The sequence below is a fragment of the Methylobacterium sp. UNC378MF genome (genome assembly GCF_900103195.1).
GTDB lineage: Bacteria > Pseudomonadota > Alphaproteobacteria > Rhizobiales > Beijerinckiaceae > Methylobacterium.
In genome coordinates, this window is the sequence record NZ_FMWU01000003.1 from 17,697 (window position 1) to 37,837 (window position 20,141).

Below are 20,141 nucleotides of genomic sequence, written 5' to 3' on the forward strand. Positions count from 1 at the left end.
CAGAGCGCGCGGAAAAAGCTAGATAGCAATGTTGGGCTGCGCGTCGCTCCGTGTCCGGTCCAACGGTTGCTCATCAGGAAGTGCAACGCGCTGGCCCTCTTTCGCGGGTCGAACGATTGGACAACCATCCTCGCTGGGCCCTATTGCTGCTCTTCGTCGTCGGTTGTTCGTCGCTGCCGCGCGCGACCCAGACGGCTGCCTCGTTGGGCATATGCATCTACCCTAAAGGTGTATCCGAATGACGCCGACCACGTCGCAGTTGGAGCCGAAGCTCCTCCTGAAGAGTCTCCGCGCGTTTCGGAAGGGCGACTTCTCGACCCGCCTGCCGCTCGATCTGACAGGCATCGATGGCGAGATCGCGGAAGCGTTCAACGACATCGTCGAGCTGAACCAAGGGCTCGCGCGGGAACTGGACAAAGTCGCGCGGGCGGTGGGCAAGGACGGGCGCATCAATGAGCGCGGCAAGCTGCCGGCGGCAACCGGCGGCTGGAACGACTGCGTCGACTCGGTCAACACGATGATCGGCGACCTCGTTCAGCCGACCACCGAGGTCGCGCGGGTCATCGGGGCGGTGGCCAAGGGCGATCTCGGACAGACCATGCAGCTCGAGATCGAGGGCCGCCCGTTGAGGGGCGAGTTCCTGCGCATCGGCAAAGTGGTCAACACGATGGTGGACCAGCTGAACTCCTTCGCCTCCGAGGTCACCCGCGTCGCCCGCGAGGTCGGCTCAGAGGGCAAGCTCGGTGGTCAGGCCCAAGTCAAGGGAGTGGGCGGCACCTGGAAGGACCTCACGGACAACGTGAATCTGATGGCGGCCAACCTCACCGGGCAGGTGCGCAACATTGCGGAGGTCACGACAGCCGTCGCCAACGGCGACCTGTCCAAGAAAATCACCGTCGACGTGAAGGGCGAGATCCTTGACCTGAAATCGACCATCAACACGATGGTCGATCAGCTCAACTCCTTCGCCTCGGAGGTGACCCGCGTCGCCAAGGAAGTGGGCTCCGAAGGCAAGCTAGGCGGACAGGCTCAGGTGAAGGGCGTCGGGGGTGTCTGGAAGGACCTGACCGACAACGTCAACATGATGGCCGAGAACCTCACCGGCCAGGTGCGCAACATCGCCGAGGTCACGACAGCTGTCGCACGGGGTGATCTTTCCAAAAAGATCACGGTCGACGTCAAAGGCGAGATCCTGGCTTTGAAGTTGACCATCAACACGATGGTGGACCAGCTGAACTCCTTCGCGTCCGAGGTGACTCGCGTGGCCCGCGAGGTCGGCACGGAGGGCAAACTCGGTGGTCAGGCCCAGGTCGAAGGTGTCGGCGGAACCTGGAAGGACCTGACCGACAACGTCAACATGATGGCCGCCAACCTCACCGGTCAGGTGCGCAACATCGCCGACGTGACCACGGCGGTGGCCAACGGCGATCTGTCCAAGAAGATCACCGTCGACGTGCGCGGCGAGATTCTGGAGCTCAAGAACACCATCAACACGATGGTGGATCAGCTCAATTCCTTCGCTTCCGAGGTGACCCGCGTGGCCCGCGAGGTCGGCTCGGAAGGCAAGCTCGGCGGTCAGGCGCAAGTGCGCGGAGTCGCCGGCACCTGGGCCGATCTGACCGACAACGTGAACCTGATGGCCGCCAATCTGACGGGCCAGGTGCGTAACATCGCCGACGTGACCACCGCGGTGGCCAACGGCGACCTCTCCAAGAAGATCACCGTTGACGTGCGCGGCGAGATCTTGGAGCTCAAGAACACCATCAACACGATGGTGGATCAGCTCAATTCCTTCGCTTCCGAGGTGACTCGCGTCGCGAAGGAAGTCGGCTCGGAGGGCAAGCTCGGCGGACAGGCCCGCGTCGAAGGCGTGGCGGGCACCTGGGCCGATCTGACCGACAACGTGAACCTGATGGCGGCCAATCTGACGGGTCAGGTGCGCAACATCGCCGACGTGACCACGGCGGTGGCCAACGGCGACCTGTCCAAGAAGATCACCGTCGACGTGAAGGGCGAGATCCTGGAGCTCAAGTCGACCATCAACACGATGGTGGACCAGCTCAATTCCTTCGCCTCCGAGGTCACCCGCGTCGCCCGCGAGGTCGGCACGGAGGGTAAGCTCGGCGGTCAGGCGCAGGTCAAGGGCGTCGGGGGCGTGTGGAAAGGCCTGACCGACAACGTCAACATGATGGCCGCCAACCTCACCGGTCAGGTCCGCAACATCGCGGAGGTCACGACAGCTGTCGCCAACGGCGATCTCTCCAAGAAGATCACCGTCGCTGTCGAGGGGGAGATCCTGGAGCTCAAGTCGACCATCAACACGATGGTGGATCAGCTGAATTCCTTCGCCTCGGAGGTGGTCCGCGTCGCCCGCGAAGTCGGCATTGAGGGCAAGCTTGGTGGCCAAGCCCAGGTCCGCGGCGTCGGCGGGACCTGGAAGGACCTCACCGACAACGTCAACATGATGGCGGCCAATTTGACGGGTCAGGTGCGCAACATCGCCGACGTGACCACGGCGGTGGCCAACGGCGACCTGTCCAAGAAGATCACCGTCGACGTGAAGGGCGAGATCCTGGAGCTCAAGTCGACCATCAACACGATGGTGGATCAGCTCAATTCCTTCGCCTCCGAGGTGACCCGCGTCGCCCGCGAGGTCGGCTCGGAGGGCAAGCTCGGCGGACAGGCGCAGGTCCGCGGCGTCGGCGGAACCTGGAAGGACCTCACCGACAACGTCAACATGATGGCGGCCAACCTCACCGGGCAGGTGCGCGGCATCGCGGACGTCGTCACCGCGGTGGCGCAGGGCGACCTCAAGCGGAAGCTCTCGGTCGACGCGAAGGGCGAGATCGCCGCCCTAGCCGACACCGTCAACGAGATGATCGAGACGCTCGCCACCTTTGCCGATCAGGTCACCAACGTCGCCCGTGAGGTGGGTGTCGAGGGCAAGCTCGGCGGTCAGGCCCGGGTGCCGGGTGCCGCGGGCCTGTGGCGGGATCTAACGGACAACGTGAACCAGCTCGCGGCGAACCTGACGACCCAGGTGCGCGCCATCGCCGAAGTGGCGACCGCCGTGACGAAGGGCGATCTCGCGCGCTCGATCTCGGTCGAGGCCTCCGGCGAGGTCGCCTCGCTGAAGGACAACATCAACGAGATGATCCGCAACCTGCGGGACACGACCCTCAAGAACGCCGAGCAGGATTGGCTGAAGACCAACCTCGCCAAGTTCACCCGCATGCTGCAGGGCGAGCGCGACCTCGCCACCGTGTCGAACCTGATCCTGTCCGAGATCGCATCGCTCGTGAACGCCCAGCGTGGCGTGTTCTACATGGTGGAGGATGAGGGCGGAGAGCCCGTTCTGGATCTGATGGCGAGCTACGCCTTCACGGAGCGCAAGAACCTCTCGAACCGGTACCGCCTGCGCCAGGGTCTCGTGGGCCAATGCGCCTTCGAGAAGAAGCGCATCCTCCTCACCCATGTGCCCGGCGACTACATCACGATCGGCTCGGCCCTCGGCGAGGCGCCGCCGCTCAACATCATCGTGCTCCCCGTCCTGTTCGAGCAGGAAGTCCGGGCGGTCATCGAGTTGGCCTCGTTCAACCGGTTCAGCGAGACGCATCAATCCTTCCTCGACCAACTGACGGAGTCGATCGGCATCGTGCTGAACACGATCGCCGCCAACATGCGGACCGAAGGCCTGCTCAAGCAGTCGCAGTTGCTGACCGGCGAATTGCAGAGCCGGCAGGAAGAGCTGAAGAAGACCAACGACCGCCTGGAGCTCCAGGCCGCCTCGCTGCAGCAATCCGAAGATCTTCTGAAGAGCCAGCGCGAGCGTCTGCAGCAGACCAACGAGGAGCTGGAGGAGAAGGCCCGACTCCTTGAGATCCAGAAGCGCGAGGTCGAAGGCAAGAACCGCGAGGTTTCCGTCGCCAAGACAGCCCTGGAGGAGAAGGCCGAGCAGCTGAGCCTGACCTCGCGCTACAAGTCGCAGTTCCTGGCCAATATGAGTCACGAATTGCGCACGCCGCTCAACAGCCTCTTGATCCTCTCGAAACTTCTCTCCGACAACCGGGACGGGAACCTCACCGACAAGCAGCGGGAATTCGCCAAGACCATCAATGCGGCCGGGACCGACCTCCTGTCGCTCATCAACGACATCCTCGATCTCTCCAAGATCGAGTCCGGCACCGTATCGCTCGAGATCGGCGACGTGGCGCTGCAGGACCTTGTCGAGAACCTCAACAGGACCTTCCGGCAGCTCGCCGAGGAGCGTCACCTCGCATTCGTCATCGATGTCGAGCCGAGCCTGCCGCGCGCGGTGCGCACGGATTCGAAACGCCTGCAGCAGGTTCTCCGGAACCTTCTCTCCAACGCCTTCAAGTTCACTGAGACGGGCAGCGTTTCCCTGAGGATCGGCTCCGCGGAGGGCTCACCGCTGCGCGCCGGGAGCCAGTGGATGGCCCTGTCCGTTACGGACACCGGCATCGGCATTGCCGAGGACAAGCAGCGGATCATCTTCGAGGCGTTTCAGCAGGCCGACGGAACCACGAGCCGCAAGTACGGTGGCACCGGCCTCGGCTTGGCGATCAGCCGCGAGATTGCCCGTCTGCTGGGCGGCGAGATCGTGGTCGAGAGCCGCGTCGGTTCGGGCAGCACCTTCACCCTGTTCCTGCCCTTCGAACCGCCTGTGCAGACGGTCCCTGCGCGTGGGGCGGAGACATCCGAGGGGAACGGAACGTCGGCGCTGATGGGCCGGCAGCCGAACGCCGCGATGGCGCTCTCGGCCTCAGCAGATGACCGCCACGCCGTACACCCGGGCGACCATATCGTGCTCATCGTGGAGGACGACGCGATGTTCGCCTCGGTGTTGCTGGAGCTTGCGCGCGAGCGCGGGTTCAAGGGCCTGATCGCGCAGGACGGCGCGGGCGCGCTGAGTCTCGCCCACCGCTTCAAGCCGCATGCCATTACCCTCGACATCGGCCTGCCCGACATGGACGGCTGGGCGTTGCTCGACCTCCTCAAGAACGATCCGCGCACCCGGCACATTCCGATCCACGTCATCTCGGTCAATGACGAGAAGAAGCGCGGCCTGCGCGCGGGTGCGTTCGGCTTCCTGGAGAAGCCCGTGGAGCGCGAGGGCCTGATGCGGGCCCTTGAGCGCTCGAAGGAGTTCATCACCCGGCCGGTGCGTAACCTCCTGCTCGTCGAGGACGACGAGAACCAGCGCGCCAGCATCACGGCGCTCCTCAGCGAGGAAGACGTCAAGATCTTCGGTGTCGGCACGGCCGCGGCCGCGTTGGAAGCTCTGACCGGCGGCCGGTTCGACTGCGCGATCATCGATCTCGGCTTGCCCGATATCGGTGGTTCCGAGCTGATCGAGCGGATCCGCGCTTCCCGGGACGGAGAGGAGCTGCCGATCATCGTCTATACAGGCCGAGAGCTCACGGCCGGCGAGGAGCAGCAGCTCAGGCACACCGCTTCGACGGTCATCCTCAAGGACACGCGCTCGTCCGAGCGGCTGCTCGACGAGACCGCGCTGTTCCTGCATCGCGCCATCGCCAACGTTCCGGCCGACGAGCAGATCCTCGTGGAGCGGAAGGACGTGGCGTCTCTCCAGGGGTGCCGCGTCATCCTGGTCGACGACGACCTGCGCAACATCTTCTCGCTCACGAGCGCCCTTGAGCAGCATGGGCTGGAGGTCCTGTTCGCGGAGAACGGACAGGACGGCATCGCGCTGCTCAAGACCAACCCGAACATCGACGCGATGTTGATCGACATCATGATGCCCGGGATGGACGGCTACGAGACGATGCGCGCAATCCGGGCTCAGCCCGCCTTCCGAAGCTTGCCGCTCATCGCGGTGACCGCGAAGGCCATGAAAGGCGACCGCGAAAAGTGCCTTGAGGCGGGCGCGTCCGATTACGTCTCGAAGCCGATCGACATGGACCAGCTCCTCGCCGTGCTGCGCGTGCAATTGGCGAGGCGTGGTGAGGTCTTAAACGGCGCCGCGCCGGTTCGCGGCGGCGCACAGGACCTTGAACGGCAAACACAATGACGGACCGACTGGATTTCCATCCGACTGGTACAGGTGCTGCCGCCGAACAGCTCGCCGCGCTCGCCGATCCGGATACAATCCGAACGAAGATCCTGGTTGTCGATGACGACCAACGCAATCTGCTGGCCGCCTCAGAGATCCTCGCCAATCCGACGGTGGATCTTGTCCTGGCAAACTCACCGGAGGAGGCCCTGCGCCGGGCCCTCCGGGATGACTTCGCCGTGATCCTGCTCGACGTGCAGATGCCGCGCATGGATGGCTATGAGGTGGCCGCGCTCATCCGCAGCCGCTCGCGCACGTCTCGTGTCCCGATCCTGTTTCTCACGGCGCACAACAAAGACGACATGCACATCTTCCGCGGCTACTCCGCGGGAGCGGTGGACTATGTGTTCAAGCCCATCCAGCCTCTCGTCCTGAAATCGAAGGTCGACGTCTTCGTCGACCTGTATCGCAAGACCGAGGAGATCAAGCGCAAGGCGGCGGCCGAGAAGCAGCTGCTCCTGGAGAACCTGCGCGTGCGCGGAGAGAAACTGGAAGCCGAACAGGCGCTGCGCAGGCAGGCGGAGCATCAGGCCGCCGTGCTGCGCGGCCTTCCCATCGCGCTCTACACCTCACCGCTCGGCTTGGAAGACCGGCGGCTTCACTTCACGAACGACAGCATCGAGCGCATCACGGGCTTCTCGCGCGAGGCCTTTGTCGAATCCAGCCTTTGGGAGTCTCGCCTCGAAGCGGACGACCGGGAGCGCGTTTTGGCAGATCTGCGGACCGTGTCGAAGGCCGGCGCAGTGGCTCTGGAGTATCGCTGGCGGAACGCAGACGGCACAGAGCGGCACATCCTCGACCAGATCGCCGTCAACCGGGATGACAGCGGCACAGCGATCGAACTTTTCGGGATGTGGTTCGACGTAACCGAGCGCAAGGAGCTTGAGCTCAGCTTGCAGCACGCCTCCAAGCTTGAGGCAGTCGGCCGCCTGACCGGCGGGATCGCCCACGATTTCAACAACATGTTGAGCATCGTGATCGGCAATCTCGACCTGATGAAAGGCTCGCTTCAGGGCAACGAGAAAGCGCTCCGCCGCGTCGAAAGTGCTATCGACGGGGCGCATCGCTGTGCAGAGCTCACCAGCCGGCTGCTGGCCTTCTCCCGGCGCTCTCCTCTGCAGCCGAGAGCGTTGGACTTCACGAGCTTCATCCCTGGTCTGATCAAGCTTCTTGAGCGGACGCTCGGCGAGCGGATCACGATCTCCGCGAACGTGGAGGAGAACCTGCCGGAGGTCTGTGTCGATCACGCGCAATTCGAGGCCGCCCTCATCAATCTTGCTGTGAATGCACGGGATGCGATGCCGGACGGAGGCACGTTGGACATCTGCATCCAGCGTCGCGACGCTCCTGCGCCGGGATACGTCGAAGGCTCGTGCTCCGTCGAGATTGCGGTTTCGGACTCGGGCACCGGGATGCCACCCACGATCCTCGCCCGGGTATTCGAGCCCTTCTTCACAACGAAGGAGGCTGGCAAGGGCACCGGCCTCGGTCTCAGCATGGTCTACGGCTTCGTGCAGCAGAGTGGTGGAACTATCTCTGTCGACAGCAGCCCTGACCACGGCACCCGATTTGTCATCACATTGCCTGCGCTTCTCAGGCGGAGCTCCACGTCGGAGGAAATCGATCCGGCGACGACTGCCGGAGCTCCGCATCCGGTGAACGGCGCCGGCAAGGCCGTGCTCGTCGTCGAGGATGACGCCGAAGTTCGATCTACCGTTGTCTCAACCTTTGAGGCGCTTGCGTTCCGGGTCATCAGTGCACGGGACGGAAGCGAGGCTTTGCGCCTCCTGCAGATGGAGACTGACATCGCCCTCGTCTTCAGCGACGTTAATATGCCAGGCGCAACGAACGGCATTGACCTCGGACACACCATCCGTCAGCGATGGCCGCAAATGCCAATCTTGCTGACCTCCGGCTATCTCCGGGAAGATCAGGACATCAATGGCTTCGAGTTGCTGCAGAAGCCGTACCGCGCGAGCGATTTGGTTGAGGTTTTGCGAAATCTGCTTCGAAGCTCTTGTGGGGGGACGACTCTGGATGGCCGATTGACCGCTATCGAGTGAATATGGAGGGATGCTGGATTGCGATGTCCTGTGTGGATGGCTCCCGTATTGCAAGTGGCGCATTGAGCTTCTGACGCGTCGGTCCTGTGCAGTCTTGTGTCCGGCCTGTTGATGCAGTCGTTCATGTTGACTGCTGGCCCTGATGGTGTCCGCGAACTGGGTCCCACTCTGCTTTGCGGGCTATGACGCCCTGGACATTACGCGGGGGACCCTCACAGATGGCGGCGCGCCGGCGATGCTCACGCCGATGTCCGCCTCTTCACGGGGGTGGCGCATGTGCCGCGTGCCGTCGCGCAGATAGCGGTTGATCGCTCCATCGGAGCCGAGGCCGATCCGGTCGAACAACCGATCGAAGTAATTCAGCTTCAGGCTGGCGAGAACGATGCCGCCGAAGGAGCCGTCCGACTTGTCGATGCGACGGCTGAGGACGGCGATACGCGAACCGAGAAGCCCGGGAGTACAGGGGCCTGCTGATATGCAGCCCGAGGTCGGCGCGCGCCTTGTGCGCTTGGAAGTAATCCCGGTCGGCGTTGTTCAATCTGCGCGCCGGGACCGCGCCGGCATCGATGACGCTGTCGCCATTCTCGTCGAGCACCAGCATCACGCGGAGGTAGCGCGCCGTCGCCGCGCGGTCGAACAGGACGAGCTGGCGCATCGCGGGCTCGAGGTCGCGCACGCCGGCGACCTTGAGGTTGCCGACGACGGCCTGCAGGGAGAGGTCGATGATCTCGACGTCGCGGGCGATGTCGCGCTCGATGACCTGAAGCAGGTTGGCCGAGGTCTGCTCGGCCGTGTTCCAGGCGTCGCGCCGCAGGTCGAGCAGCATCAGGGTGGACACGAGGAGCATGCCGAGCGGCGCCAGCACGCCGAGCGCCATCTAGGCGCTCTTAGGCCTGATCACAGCTCAAGAACCACCGACTACGTCACCCCTGCCCATTCATCCCTTCACCGCAGCGTTTTCGTCTCGCGTTGCTGTTCTGTGACAGGCAGGCGCCCGTTTGCGCGTCTAGTCATCGTTGTGCGCATCAGTCGAGGAACGCCGCAGGGTGATGATCGGGCACGCTCTGCTGGCGAGATGCATCGCGCAATCCGCCATCGCCATGTTGCTGACCTCGAGCCTCGCGGCGGCCCCTGGGCTCGCCGAGGAGCCGAAGGAGGACAAGGCGAAATCCTCGTCGAACAGCGGCAGCTCGGGCGGGAAGCGCGGCAAAACCGACGGGCAGAAGGATGTCGATACGGAGCACCTGTTCGGCTTCACCGAAGGCTCTGACACTGGCGAGAAGGGGGAGCAGGAGGTCCTGGTCGACACCATCTCGCGCTTCAGCAAGCGCCGTGATGGTCCGGGCCCTTCCACCTACCGCGTACTCGACACGCGGTTCTCCTACCAGTTCAACCCCGCTGACCGGTTCAGCGTCGAGCTGAGCGCCTTCGGCAATCTCCGCCGGCAACGCAACATCGCGGACTTGGACGACAAGGCATTCGGCACCTTCGACGGTGCCTCGGCGGAGCTGAAGTACCAGTTCCTGAAAGGATCGGCCGAGCAGCCACTGGGCTTCGCTATCGAGCTGCGCCCGCGCTTCACGCGGATCCTGCCCGTCGAGGGCAATGGCGCGAACGTGTTCGACATGGAAAGCCTCATCCAGCTCGATGTGCAGCTTGTGCCCGGCAGCGTATGGTACGGCAGCAACATCAGCTTCGAGCCTGCGGCCGGGCGCCAGCGGGGCACCGCGGGCCGGGGCTACCGATCCTCGACCTTCCTCTGGTCAAACGCAGTGGTTGGGCAGGTGACGGAAGGGACTTTCGTGGGCCCGGAGGTGCGCTACTTGCGCGGCTACGACGGCGTTTTCCTAAATCGGCTGGAGAGCGCGGCAGTGCTCATCGGCCCTGTCCTGCATCACCGGTTCACCGAGAAGATCTGGCTGACCGTGGCGTACGCGGCTCAAGCGTGGGGGCGCGACACCGATCCGGCCTATGCCCGGCGCGGCCTTGGCCTGACACAGTTCGAGCGCCAAAACTTACGCGTGAAGTTCGGCATGGAATTCTAAGCGGTAACAACGACCTCGCCCGCGAACCGTTCTGAGCCCTCGCACCACAGTTGGCGCCGTCGTGGGGAGCAAACGCTCTAAACTCCGAACCGGTCGCCCTTGGCAGGCGGCGCGCGCTCCTCAGCGTTGAGTCCGAGAAATGCATCTTCCCAGAACCGCTCAAGCATTTTGGCTCCGGCCGCGACTTCTCGGTTCGGCTGCGCTTTGCTTGGCATTAAGCCTGATCCTGCCGGTCCCATCGGTTTGGACGAGGCTCCTAATCGGCTGGTGTGTCGGCGTAGTCAGCTATGTGGCGCTGGTCGTCTTTCAGCTGACGCGCGGATCGAGTGAAGCGCTCCGCCGCGAAGCATCCCGCCTCGATGATAGCGCGTTCACGATCTCCCTGTTTGCAGTTCTTGCCGCTGCTGCGAGCTGCGGGGCTGTGGCAATGTTGCTGTTCGGCCAGGATGAGCAGGATGTATATCGAATCCCTCATATTGTGCTCTCGGCCCTGACGCTGCTCTGCGCATGGGCCTTCGTGCAGGTGGTCTTCACCACCCACTACGCGCACGTCTACTATGGCGAAGAGGGCGGCAAGCCTCGTGGTGGCTTGGATTTCAACGGCGACGACCATCCGGATTTTTGGGATTTCTTCTATTTTTCCGTAACGATTGGAGCGACATCGCAGACATCCGACACTGACATCACTGCAAAGCAAATGCGTAGGATCGCAACCCTGCAGACGCTCTACGCCTACTTCTTCAACACGAGCCTCCTGGCGTTAGCGGTGAACATGGCCGCTGGCCTTGCTCAGCATTGAAATAGACGACGGATACACCGCACGAATTCTGCTTGGCCATACCAAGTTTGAGAGGACAGTTCGTTATCCCGGCGTCGACGATGCGCCTGTGCTGGCACAAGGCACTGCGATCTGAGTGTCCGGCGTCTCGGCTGCAGCGTCGAGAGGCTTCGGAACCAGCCTGACGGTAATGCGCCCGTCCCGGTCATTCGATGGGTGCAGGACAAGGTCTCAGAAGCGGCCATCAGGTTCCCGATCGCCATCGATAGCCCCATCTCGCGCGGGCGCCGCCAGGGAGGCCCTGCGCACCGAGAAACTCAAGAACTGCGACCACCTGCTCGCGCTGGCCGACAAGTTCCAGGCCGAGAGCGCCGCCTGCCTGGTTCGCGCGAAGTAGGTGGAGGCCGATTGCGGCCGCGACCCGGTCCAGCTGAACAAGGTCGAGGACCAACTCGATCACTTTCGGGTCGAGGAATTCTTGGACCGCGCCATGCGCGAGATCTCCGAAATCGTACCCGAACTCCGGCCCTGGACCATACGCGGCGCAGAGCTCCGCACGGAGCCGCTCACCCGCGCCACTCCCAAGTAGAAGATGGACTTGCGCCCAGGTCGTCGCGCCACCGCGCGGGGGAACGCCGCACGGAACCGCTCCACCATCATCCGGTCATACGGGAACGCCGCCCTTGCCCCAGGCACACCGTCGCTCCAGGCGGATGAAGCGCAAGTTCCGGCGAGAGCCACCAGTTCCCGCGTCGCCTGCCTCGATGTCTCGGGGACCGAATGGCGCGGCGCGGGTTGCCCGTCAGGAGTGCGCATCCGCGGGTCCTGATGGCGGTCTACCACTTCGACTTATGCGCGCGAGGGCGCCTGGAGGCTGACGAAGACGGGCTCGAACCGGCGAGCGCCGAGGAGGCCTACCTGGAGGCATGCGCCGCCATCCCGCCACTGGCGGCCGAGCTGCCAAGCGTCGGCGACCATCCCAGGCGGTACAATTTCGTCGTGACGAACGAAGTAGGGCAGGTCCTGTTCGAGATCTCGTTCCGCGAGATCCTCGACCGGTAACGCCCGGGGAACCGCTTCGAACCCGGTGCCATCAGCCCTCGACGGCGGCGGAACGCTTAAGGCCGGGTTGCGGCTCGGCCGCCCGCGCGTCGGACGCTTGGGGGAAGGTCACCGAGACGACGGTGCCGGGCCGACCCTCATCGGGCTCGACAGTGAGCTGCCCGCCGAGTTGCTGCGCCATCGATTGGACCAGGCGGCGGCCAATGCCTCCGGCGCGGGGCGCCCGCTCCGGGTCGAAGCCGATGCCATCGTCCTTCACACGCAGCAGGAACTCCGGCCCTCGGCGCACAAAGGACACGCTCACGGTGCCAGAGCGCTCATCGGGGAAGGCGTACTTCAGCGCGTTGGTCACCGCCTCGTTGATGATCAGGCCGACGGCCACCGCTTGATCGTGCGGGAGCGGGTGGGGCTCGGCCCTGACCTCCACCGCGACGGGGCGCAGGTCCACGAGTGAGGCCTGCAGGTCGGCGCAGAGCTCTTCGATGAACTCCCGCGTGTTCACCTCCGCGGCGGCGCCGGGCCCGATGCGTAGCCGGTCGTGCACGCGGGCCATGACCTGGACCCGGTTGGTCGTGTTGACGAGCATGGTCTTGGCCGCACCGTCGCCAATCCGACGCTCCTGCGTGCGAAGCAGGGAGGCGACGATGGTGAGATCGTTCTTGAAGCGGTGGACGGCCTCACGCAGGAACAGGTCCTTCTGCTCCTCCGCCGCGCACGCCCGCTGCTCGGCCGCACGGGCCTCGTGTTCGGCACACCGGGTCCGGTGGAGTAACCTGCGCAGCTCCTCGACCAGGGCCGCCAGGAAGAGGCTGAAGATCAAAAACGCCAACCAGGCGAACTGGTCGCGCGGTTGCGCGATCCAGAAGCTGTCCCAAGGCTCGAGGCGCAGCGTGACCAAGACGGCCGCGGCGACCGCCGCGACGTAGCCGGCCCGATGGTTGAACAGGACTGCCGACAGGAACACGGCCGGGAAATAGAAGAAGAACGGGTAGACCTGCATCGACGGCCATGTCCATCGGCCAGCGGCGTAGGCCACTCCGACAATGACAAGGGCGGCCAGATAGCCAACCCAGCGCGACCGCCGGTGCAGCATCTGCTCAGTGATGAGCCCCCACATCGGTTCCGCGCCATAGTCCCCGGCGGCGCAAGCGCAGCCGCCAAGCCAGAATACTGAGAGCTTGGGCGCATGGCCAGCACAGCAATCAAGGCGCAGGCCGGCAGATGCCTAAGCCGACATCACCGCGCCGTAGGACGCGTAGGCCCAGCGTACGAGAGTTCGGTCAGGACCAGGCGAAGAAGCGTGTCGTCACCGTGAGGCTTCGGCCGGTTCCAGACACTCGGAGGCAGCGCATGCGCGAAATCTCCGCGTAACCCGAAGGCGATGATGACAGGCACTGCCCGCCACCGTTCGTGAACGACGTGGGCGAGCGCCAGGCCATCCTTATCGCCCCGATTGCCTCTTCGGCGGAGCGTGCGCACCGCTGGGGTCGTTCCGGCCGTCGCCTCGCTCATGCTGCTGCTCGGGCTCTGGCAGGTACACCCGGCGCTGCGGCGGCGGCGCCACGGCAAAGCGGGGTGAGGGGTTCACCCGACGGCCGCTTGCCGCGCCCGACGTCGCGGTGCTTACCAAGGTCGAGGCCTTGCGGCACGCCGCCGCGTTGTGTGACCTGATCCTACAGGCCACAGCCCCTCATGCCCGTCCGCAAATCCGTCACCATCTCGCTCAGCCCGGAGCTGCTCGCCGTCGCCGAGCAGCTGCTCGCGTCGGGCCGTTACGGCAACATGAGCGAGGTGATGCGCACGGCCCTTCGGCTTCTCGAAGAGCGCGAACTCGCTTTCAAGGCCCACCGCGAAACCAGATCTGCGCCGGGCGAGGCCTGAACCGGTGAGCGACAGCCTGGCTTTCTTAGCGGGTGGCGGCGAGGCCGCCCGCATGATCCGCGAGCGCGATTGGTCGAACCACCGGCTCGGGCCACCCCATACTTGGCCGGCAGAGCTTCGCACAGCACTCAGCCTGGTGCTGAACTCGCCGGAATCCATGCTCTTGGCCTGGGGCCCGGACCTCACATTCTTCTTCAACGACACCTATGCGCCCCTGCTCGGGCCACGGCGGCCCTGGGCCATGGGCGAGCGCTTCGACGTGGTCTGGGCCGACGCGTGGGACCAAGCCAAGCCCATCATCGATGACGCCTTCGCGGGCCGAAGCTCGCGCTTCAACGACCTGCCGTGGAAGCTCGACACCGACCGCGGTCCGGCCGAGACCTGGTTCTCGTTCTCCTACTCGCGCGTGCTCGACGGCGAGGGTCGAATCGCGGGCCTCTTCGTCTTCACCAACGAGACCACCGCGCGGGTCCTAGCCGACCGGGCCCTCCGCGAGAGCGAAGAGCACTTCCGCCAGACGGTCGAGCTGAACCCGCAGGTGCCTTGGACCTGTGACCCGCAAGGCAACATCACCTCTCACTCGCACCGCTGGCTCGAGCTTACTGGCCAGGCACCGGGCGAGCCGGACGGCACCGGCTGGACCAAGGCGCTCCACCCCGAAGACCTGGGGCCGACGGCGGCCGTGTTCGCGGAACGCCTGGCGTCGGGCGAGCCCGTGGATGTCGATTACCGCATCCGCATCGCCGCCACCGGCGAGTACCGCTGGCAGCGTGCCCGCGCCTACCCGCGCCGTGACGAGGCCGGCACGGTCATCCGTTGGTACGGCGTCGTCGAGGACGTGCACGACCGCAGGCTTGCCGAGGCGGCCCTGCGCGCGAGCGAGGCCGAGATGCGCCTCGTCGCCGACGCGTTGCCCCTGCTGGTCTCCTTCGTCGATCGCTCCCTGACCTACCGCTTCGCGAACCATGCCTACCGCGACTGGTTCGACCGCGCGCCTGAGGAAGTGGTCGGCCGAACCATCCCCGATCTGGTCGATGAGGCGGGCTTCCGGGCTCGCTTGCCCCACATCGAGCGGGCGCTCGCCGGTTCGCCGGTTCGCCTGGACCTAGCTTGGCCGTGGCCGGACGGAAGGCGCCGCATCGCCGACATCCGCTACGAGCCGCGCCGCGACGCCAGGGGCGCGGTCGACGGCTTCTACGTGTTCGTCCAGGACGTCACCGCCCAGCGCGACGCCGAGGCGGGGCTGGCCGCCGAGCGAGACCGCCTCTGGGATCTCAGCGAGGACCTACTCGTCAACGCCGACTACGAGGGTCGGCTCCTTCGGGTGAGTCCGTCATGGACCGTTCTGCTCGGCCATGACGAGGAGACGCTGCTGACCCGGCCATATGCCGAGATCGTCCACCCCGACGACTTTCCCGTCGTGATGGAGGCGCTGCTCGACATGCGGACGACGGGCCGGCCAGTCCGGTTCGAGGACCGGGTGAAGGCCGCCGACGGGACTTGGCGCTGGATCGCCTGGAAGCTGGCGCCGGAGCCTGGCGGCGAGCGGCTGACGGGCATCGGTCGCGATGTCACCGCCGAGAAGGAGGCTGCGGAGGAGCGCGCCCGCCTCGAAGAACAGCTGCGGCAGGCGCAGAAGATGGAGGCGGTCGGCCAGCTGACCGGCGGCCTGGCACATGACTTCAACAACCTGCTCGCCGGCATCTCCGGCTCGTTGGAGCTGATGCAGACCCGGATGAGCCAGGGCCGCCTGACCGACCTTGACCGCTACATGACGGCGGCGCAGGGTGCCTCGAAGCGCGCCGCCGCGCTCACCCACCGCCTGCTCGCCTTCTCGCGGCGCCAGACCCTCGACCCGAAGCCCACCGACGTGAACGCCCTCGTCCAGGGCATGGAGGAGCTGATCCAGCGCACGGTCGGTCCTGCCATCGAGGTCGAGGTGGTCGGCGCCTCCGGCCTGTGGCCGGCGCTGGTCGACCCGCACCAGCTTGAGAACGCGCTGCTGAACCTCTGCATCAACGCACGCGACGCGATGCCGGAGCTTGGCCGTATCACCGTCGAGACGGCCAACAGGTGGCTCGACACCTACGCGGCCAGGAAGCACGATATCCCGGCGGGACAGTACCTGTCGCTCTGCGTGACCGACACAGGGACCGGTATGACTCCGGACGTCATCGCCAAGGCGTTCGACCCGTTCTTCACGACCAAGCCCATCGGGCAGGGCACCGGCCTCGGGCTGAGCATGATCTACGGCTTTGCCAAGCAGTCGGGCGGGCAGGTGCGCATCTATTCCGAAATCGGCGAGGGCACGACCGTCTGCATCTACCTGCCGCGCCACCGCGGTGCATTGGACGAAGACGACTCGCTGGCGGGTTTTGGGGAGGTGCAGCGTGCCGAGCAGGGCGAGACGGTCCTGGTGGTCGACGACGAGCCGACCGTGCGCATGCTGGTGACCGAGGTGCTGGAGGATCTGGGCTACACGGCCATCGAAGCGGCCGACAGCGCCTCGGGGCTGAAGGTGCTGCAATCGGACGTGCGTATCGACCTGCTGATCACCGACGTGGGGTTGCCCGGTGGCATGAACGGGCGGCAGATGGCCGATGCCGGCCGCGAGCGCCGTCCCGACCTGAAGGTGCTTTTCATCACCGGCTACGCCGAGAACGCGATGGTCGGCAACGGCCACCTGGAGCCCGGCATGGCCGTGCTGACCAAGCCCTTCGCGGTCGAGACACTGGGCGTGCGCATCCGCGAGATGATCGCGCATGGCTGACGCCGAACGGCCAAGCCTGCCCGAGGCGGCGCCCTCCCGGTCGATGAGGGCCGCGGCGCGGGCCCGGCGGATCGCGCGGGCCTGCGGCATCATCGGCGCGGGCGTGTCCCTGATCGTCCTCGCCGGCTGGTGGCTCGACGTGCCAGCGATGCGTCGCCTTATCCCCGGTCAGCCGCCGATGGTCGTGCTCACCGCGCTCGGCACCCTCCTGCTCGGGGGAGCCTTGCTGTTCGCGGCCCGGCGCGACGGCGCGCGGGCGAGCCGTCGCGCCGGTCGGGGCCTTGCCGGCGCGGCCGCGGCCGTCGCGCTCGGCGGGGGCCTGCAATACGCCCTGCAGGGAAGCTTCCGCCCAGACGACTTGGTCCAGCGGCTTGTGTTCGCGCCGCTGGCACCCGGCAGCGGCATGGCCCTGGCGACCGCCGTCGGCCTCGTCGGCGCTGCCTCGGGCCTCATCCTCCAAGATGCCCGGAGCCGTCGCCTCCGTCGCATCGGCACCGCCGCGGCCATGCTCGCCTTCGTCGTCGCGGCGGTTGGCGGCCTCGGCTACGCATACGGCCTCGGCGCCTTCCACCAGAGTGGCCCGTTCTCCCGCATGGCGCTTCTCACCGCGCTGACACTCGGCACGCTGTCACTCGGGGTGCTCCTCAGCCGCCCCAACCGGCCGTGGGTGGCGACCGCGCTCGGCGGGGGCGAGGCCGGGCCCATGACCCGCCACCTGCTGCCGGCGACCGTGGTCGCGCCGCTGGTGCTCGGCCTGCTGCAACTCCATGCCGTCCGTGCAGGCCTGCTGGAGGCCGAGACCGGGACGGCCCTCCTCGTCATCGTCCTGGCGCTCTGGCTTGCAGCCCTGACCACCCGGCTGGCCCGGAATGTCGAGCGACGCGCCGTGGCCGACCGGCATCTCCGCGACGCCCTGCAGGGCATGAAAGAGACCCTTGAGCGTCGGGTCGAGGAGAGGACCCGCGAACTCGCCGAGGCGCAGGACGCGCTGGTTCAGGCCCAGAAGATGGAGGCCATCGGGCAACTGACGGGAGGCGTGGCGCACGATTTCAACAACCTGCTCACCATCATCCGTTCGTCCATCGACTTCCTGCGCCGGCCCGAGCTCTCGGCAGAGCGCCGCGCCCGCTACATGGATGCGGTCTCCGACACGGTGGAGCGGGCGGCGAAGCTGACCGCGCAGCTTCTCGCCTTCGCCCGGCGCCAGGCGCTCAGGCCGGAGGTGTTCGACGCCGGCGAGCGCCTCGCGGCCGTGGCCGCCATGCTCGATTCCCTCACGGGCGCGCGCATCCGCATCGTGACGGAGAAGCCCGAAACCCCCTGCTTCGTGCGGGCCGACGCCAGCCAATTCGAGACCGCGCTGGTGAACCTCGCGGTGAATGCGCGCGACGCCATGGGGGGCGAGGGCACGCTGACCATCGCGTTGACTTGCAACCGCCAGAAGCCGACGATCCGCGGCCACGCCGCCTCGGCGAACCGTTTCGTGGTGGTGGCAGTCACGGACACGGGTTCCGGCATCGCGCCGGACCAGCTCGGGCGGATCTTCGAGCCGTTCTTCACCACCAAGGAGGTGGGCAAGGGCACCGGGTTGGGGCTCAGCCAGGTCCTCGGCTTCGCCAAGCAGTCCGGCGGCGACGTCGACGTGGCGAGTGTCCTCGGGCGCGGTACCAGCTTCACGCTCTACCTGCCCCAGGCGGACGCGGACGAGGGCGCGGCGAGGGACGCAGTCGAGCCGGAGGGCGTGCCGGTCGAGGATGCCGACGAGTGCATCCTGGTGGTGGAGGACAACGTCGAGATCGGTCGCTTCTGCACGCAGATCCTGCACGATCTCGGCTACGGCACCGTCCTGACCCAGACCGCGGAGGCAGCGCTCGCCGAGATCGAGGCGGTGCCCTTCCGCTTCGACGCGGTCTTCTCGGACGTGGTGATGCCCGGCATGGGCGGAATTGAGCTCGCAAAGACGCTGCGGGAGCTGCATCCTGAGATGCCGGTGATCCTGACATCCGGCTACAGCCACGTGCTGGCGCAGGACGAAGTCCACGGGTTCGAGCTCGTGCGCAAGCCCTACTCAGCCGAGCAGGTCGGCAAGGTCCTGCGGACTGCCATCACGCGCATGCCGAAGGTTCGAGCAGCCCCCTCGGAGGCGTAGGCCCCGAAAGTCGGCACAGGGGCGCCGCCGTCAGCTGCGCGGTGGTCTGATCCCGAGGGCCCGAATGATGCCGTAGGTCGCCACCGCCGAGGCAAGGGACAAGCCGCCGACAGACAGGAAGCCGTGCGGATCCTCGGCAAACGGCAGACCCTTCACGTTCATGCCGAACAGCCCAGTGAGGAAGGTCGGAGGCAGGAACAGGGCCGAGAGGACCGACAGCACGTAGAGTTGGCGGTTGCTCTCCTCGGCCACGCGGGCGGCCACCTCCTCCTGCAGCAGCCGGGCACGCTCGGCGAGCGCGGTCACGTCCCGATCGAGGGCATCCAGCCGCTGTGCCAGCCGCGCCGCCACCGCGACCGCCGGCCCGTGCAAATCCCGGGCGGCGTCGTCCTCTTCCAGCCGGTGGAAGACTGCGGCAAGCCCGAGCAGTTGCCTGTGCAGGCGCACGGTGCTCCGGCGGATCGGGCCCAAGCGCCTGCGGTCGTCGCGCACGCGCCCGTCGAGCACACGGTCCTCGATTCCGTCGACCTCGTCCGAGAGCCGCTGGCCCGTCGCCGCCATGGAAGCGACCACGTAGCTGACCATCGTCTCCAGGAGCAGCACGGGCGAAGGAATCGGATGCCCCTCCTCGGCGGTGGCGCGGGTGGCATCCGGGCTCTCCGCCGGGCCCCAGCGTCCGCTCACCAGCGAGCGCGGCCCCATCACGAAGTGCAGGCGACCCGAGGCGTCCGGCTTGGCTCCCGGCCGGGCCAGGTCGGCAACCACACCGCCGACGTGGCCGTCCGCGACGGTGACGCGCTGGTGCTCGTCAGGACGGAAGACAGCCTCGGCAAGGCGCTGCGGCCCGACATGCCCGGCGTCGATCAGCGGCTTGAGCTCGGCCACCTTCAGGTCGAAGTGGAGCCAGAGGAAGCCGGCACCGAAGGCACCCAGGTCAGGGAGCGCCTCGTCAGGTTGGAGGCGGTGGCCGCAGCCCCGCTCGTTGAAGGACATCGCCCAGAGCAGGCCGGGCGGCGAGGCGCCTTGCGAGACGGTCATCGCGGGTCGGACGGGCCGGCTCAGTCGGTCGCGAACCCTACACGCGCGAAGGTGCCGGCGACGGCGAGGCGGCGGGCGATGAGAAGGGCGAGAAGGGTCATCGTGAGCGTCCGCGACTGGGGTCTCCTCAACGGCGAGCGGCTGCGGTTCGTTGCGGTGGGGGGCGGACGCATCGGCTGTTGACGCGGAGGCGCGGCGAGTGCCGCCATGCGTCGGCGGCCGGAGGAACGCCCCTAGCCTGCGAGGGTTGTTGCTCCCGGA

At 66.3% G+C, this 20,141-nt stretch carries 11 protein-coding genes and 1 pseudogene; 9 read left to right on the top strand and 3 right to left on the bottom strand.

Annotated elements, in window-relative coordinates; genetic code table 11:
• Positions 1-238: 238 nt before the first annotated feature.
• Both BLT59_RS03575 and BLT59_RS03580 read left to right on the top strand, forming a co-directional pair.
• Positions 239-6,052 carry a HAMP domain-containing protein gene (locus BLT59_RS03575; protein ID WP_091776613.1) on the top strand — a complete coding sequence of 1,938 codons (5,814 nt, stop codon included), beginning with the start codon at positions 239-241 and terminating at the stop codon, positions 6,050-6,052.
• The gene (locus BLT59_RS03580; RefSeq protein WP_091776615.1) at positions 6,049-8,157 is read left to right on the top strand and encodes a response regulator; all 2,109 of its coding nucleotides are present in this window, start codon (positions 6,049-6,051) and stop codon (positions 8,155-8,157) included. Before BLT59_RS03575 ends, BLT59_RS03580 begins: the two co-directional genes overlap by 4 nt.
• Positions 8,158-8,379: 222 nt before the next feature.
• Here BLT59_RS03580 and BLT59_RS03585 read toward each other — a convergent pair.
• A pseudogene (locus BLT59_RS03585) lies at positions 8,380-9,034 on the bottom strand (GGDEF domain-containing protein); the annotation flags it as partial.
• 172 nt (positions 9,035-9,206) lie between these two features.
• Here BLT59_RS03585 and BLT59_RS03590 point away from each other — a divergent pair.
• The 4 genes from BLT59_RS03590 to BLT59_RS03605 all read left to right on the top strand — a co-directional run bounded on the left by BLT59_RS03590 (position 9,207) and on the right by BLT59_RS03605 (position 12,042).
• The gene (locus tag BLT59_RS03590; RefSeq protein WP_091776617.1) at positions 9,207-10,202 is read left to right on the top strand and encodes a hypothetical protein; all 996 of its coding nucleotides are present in this window, start codon (positions 9,207-9,209) and stop codon (positions 10,200-10,202) included.
• A gap of 139 nt (positions 10,203-10,341) precedes the next feature.
• Positions 10,342-11,001 (top strand): DUF1345 domain-containing protein, encoded by a 660-nt coding sequence (locus BLT59_RS03595; RefSeq protein ID WP_091776619.1) that lies wholly within the window; start codon positions 10,342-10,344, stop codon positions 10,999-11,001.
• A 376-nt stretch (positions 11,002-11,377) separates the two neighbouring features.
• A complete protein-coding gene (locus tag BLT59_RS31120; RefSeq protein WP_091776621.1) occupies positions 11,378-11,569 on the top strand; it encodes a hypothetical protein in 192 nt (63 codons plus the stop codon).
• A 239-nt stretch (positions 11,570-11,808) separates the two neighbouring features.
• The gene (locus tag BLT59_RS03605) at positions 11,809-12,042 is read left to right on the top strand and encodes a DUF6894 family protein (RefSeq protein ID WP_091776623.1); all 234 of its coding nucleotides are present in this window, start codon (positions 11,809-11,811) and stop codon (positions 12,040-12,042) included.
• A 31-nt stretch (positions 12,043-12,073) separates the two neighbouring features.
• On the opposite strand, the gene BLT59_RS03610 is transcribed toward BLT59_RS03605, so the two are convergent.
• Entirely contained in the window at positions 12,074-13,159 is a 1,086-nt protein-coding gene (locus BLT59_RS03610; RefSeq protein ID WP_091776625.1) for a sensor histidine kinase, read from the bottom strand.
• A 575-nt stretch (positions 13,160-13,734) separates the two neighbouring features.
• On the opposite strand from BLT59_RS03610, the gene BLT59_RS03615 reads away from it, so the two are divergent.
• From BLT59_RS03615 to BLT59_RS03625, 3 genes are read left to right on the top strand one after another with little or no spacing between them, the layout of a single operon-like run.
• Complete coding sequence (locus tag BLT59_RS03615; RefSeq protein WP_091776627.1) at positions 13,735-13,923, top strand: type II toxin-antitoxin system ParD family antitoxin; 189 nt, start codon at positions 13,735-13,737, stop codon at positions 13,921-13,923.
• A 4-nt stretch (positions 13,924-13,927) separates the two neighbouring features.
• Positions 13,928-16,693 (top strand): PAS domain-containing hybrid sensor histidine kinase/response regulator, encoded by a 2,766-nt coding sequence (locus tag BLT59_RS03620; protein ID WP_175543919.1) that lies wholly within the window; start codon positions 13,928-13,930, stop codon positions 16,691-16,693.
• Positions 16,686-18,842, top strand: a complete 2,157-nt coding sequence (locus BLT59_RS03625) for an ATP-binding protein (protein WP_091776631.1) — start codon at positions 16,686-16,688, stop codon at positions 18,840-18,842. The genes BLT59_RS03620 and BLT59_RS03625 overlap by 8 nt, the downstream gene beginning before the upstream one ends.
• 30 nt (positions 18,843-18,872) lie before the next feature.
• Here BLT59_RS03625 and BLT59_RS03630 read toward each other — a convergent pair whose 3' ends face one another.
• Positions 18,873-19,880: a CorA family divalent cation transporter gene (locus BLT59_RS03630; RefSeq protein WP_244513821.1), complete on the bottom strand. Its 1,008-nt coding sequence runs from the start codon at positions 19,878-19,880 to the stop codon at positions 18,873-18,875.
• Positions 19,881-20,141 lie beyond the last annotated feature (261 nt).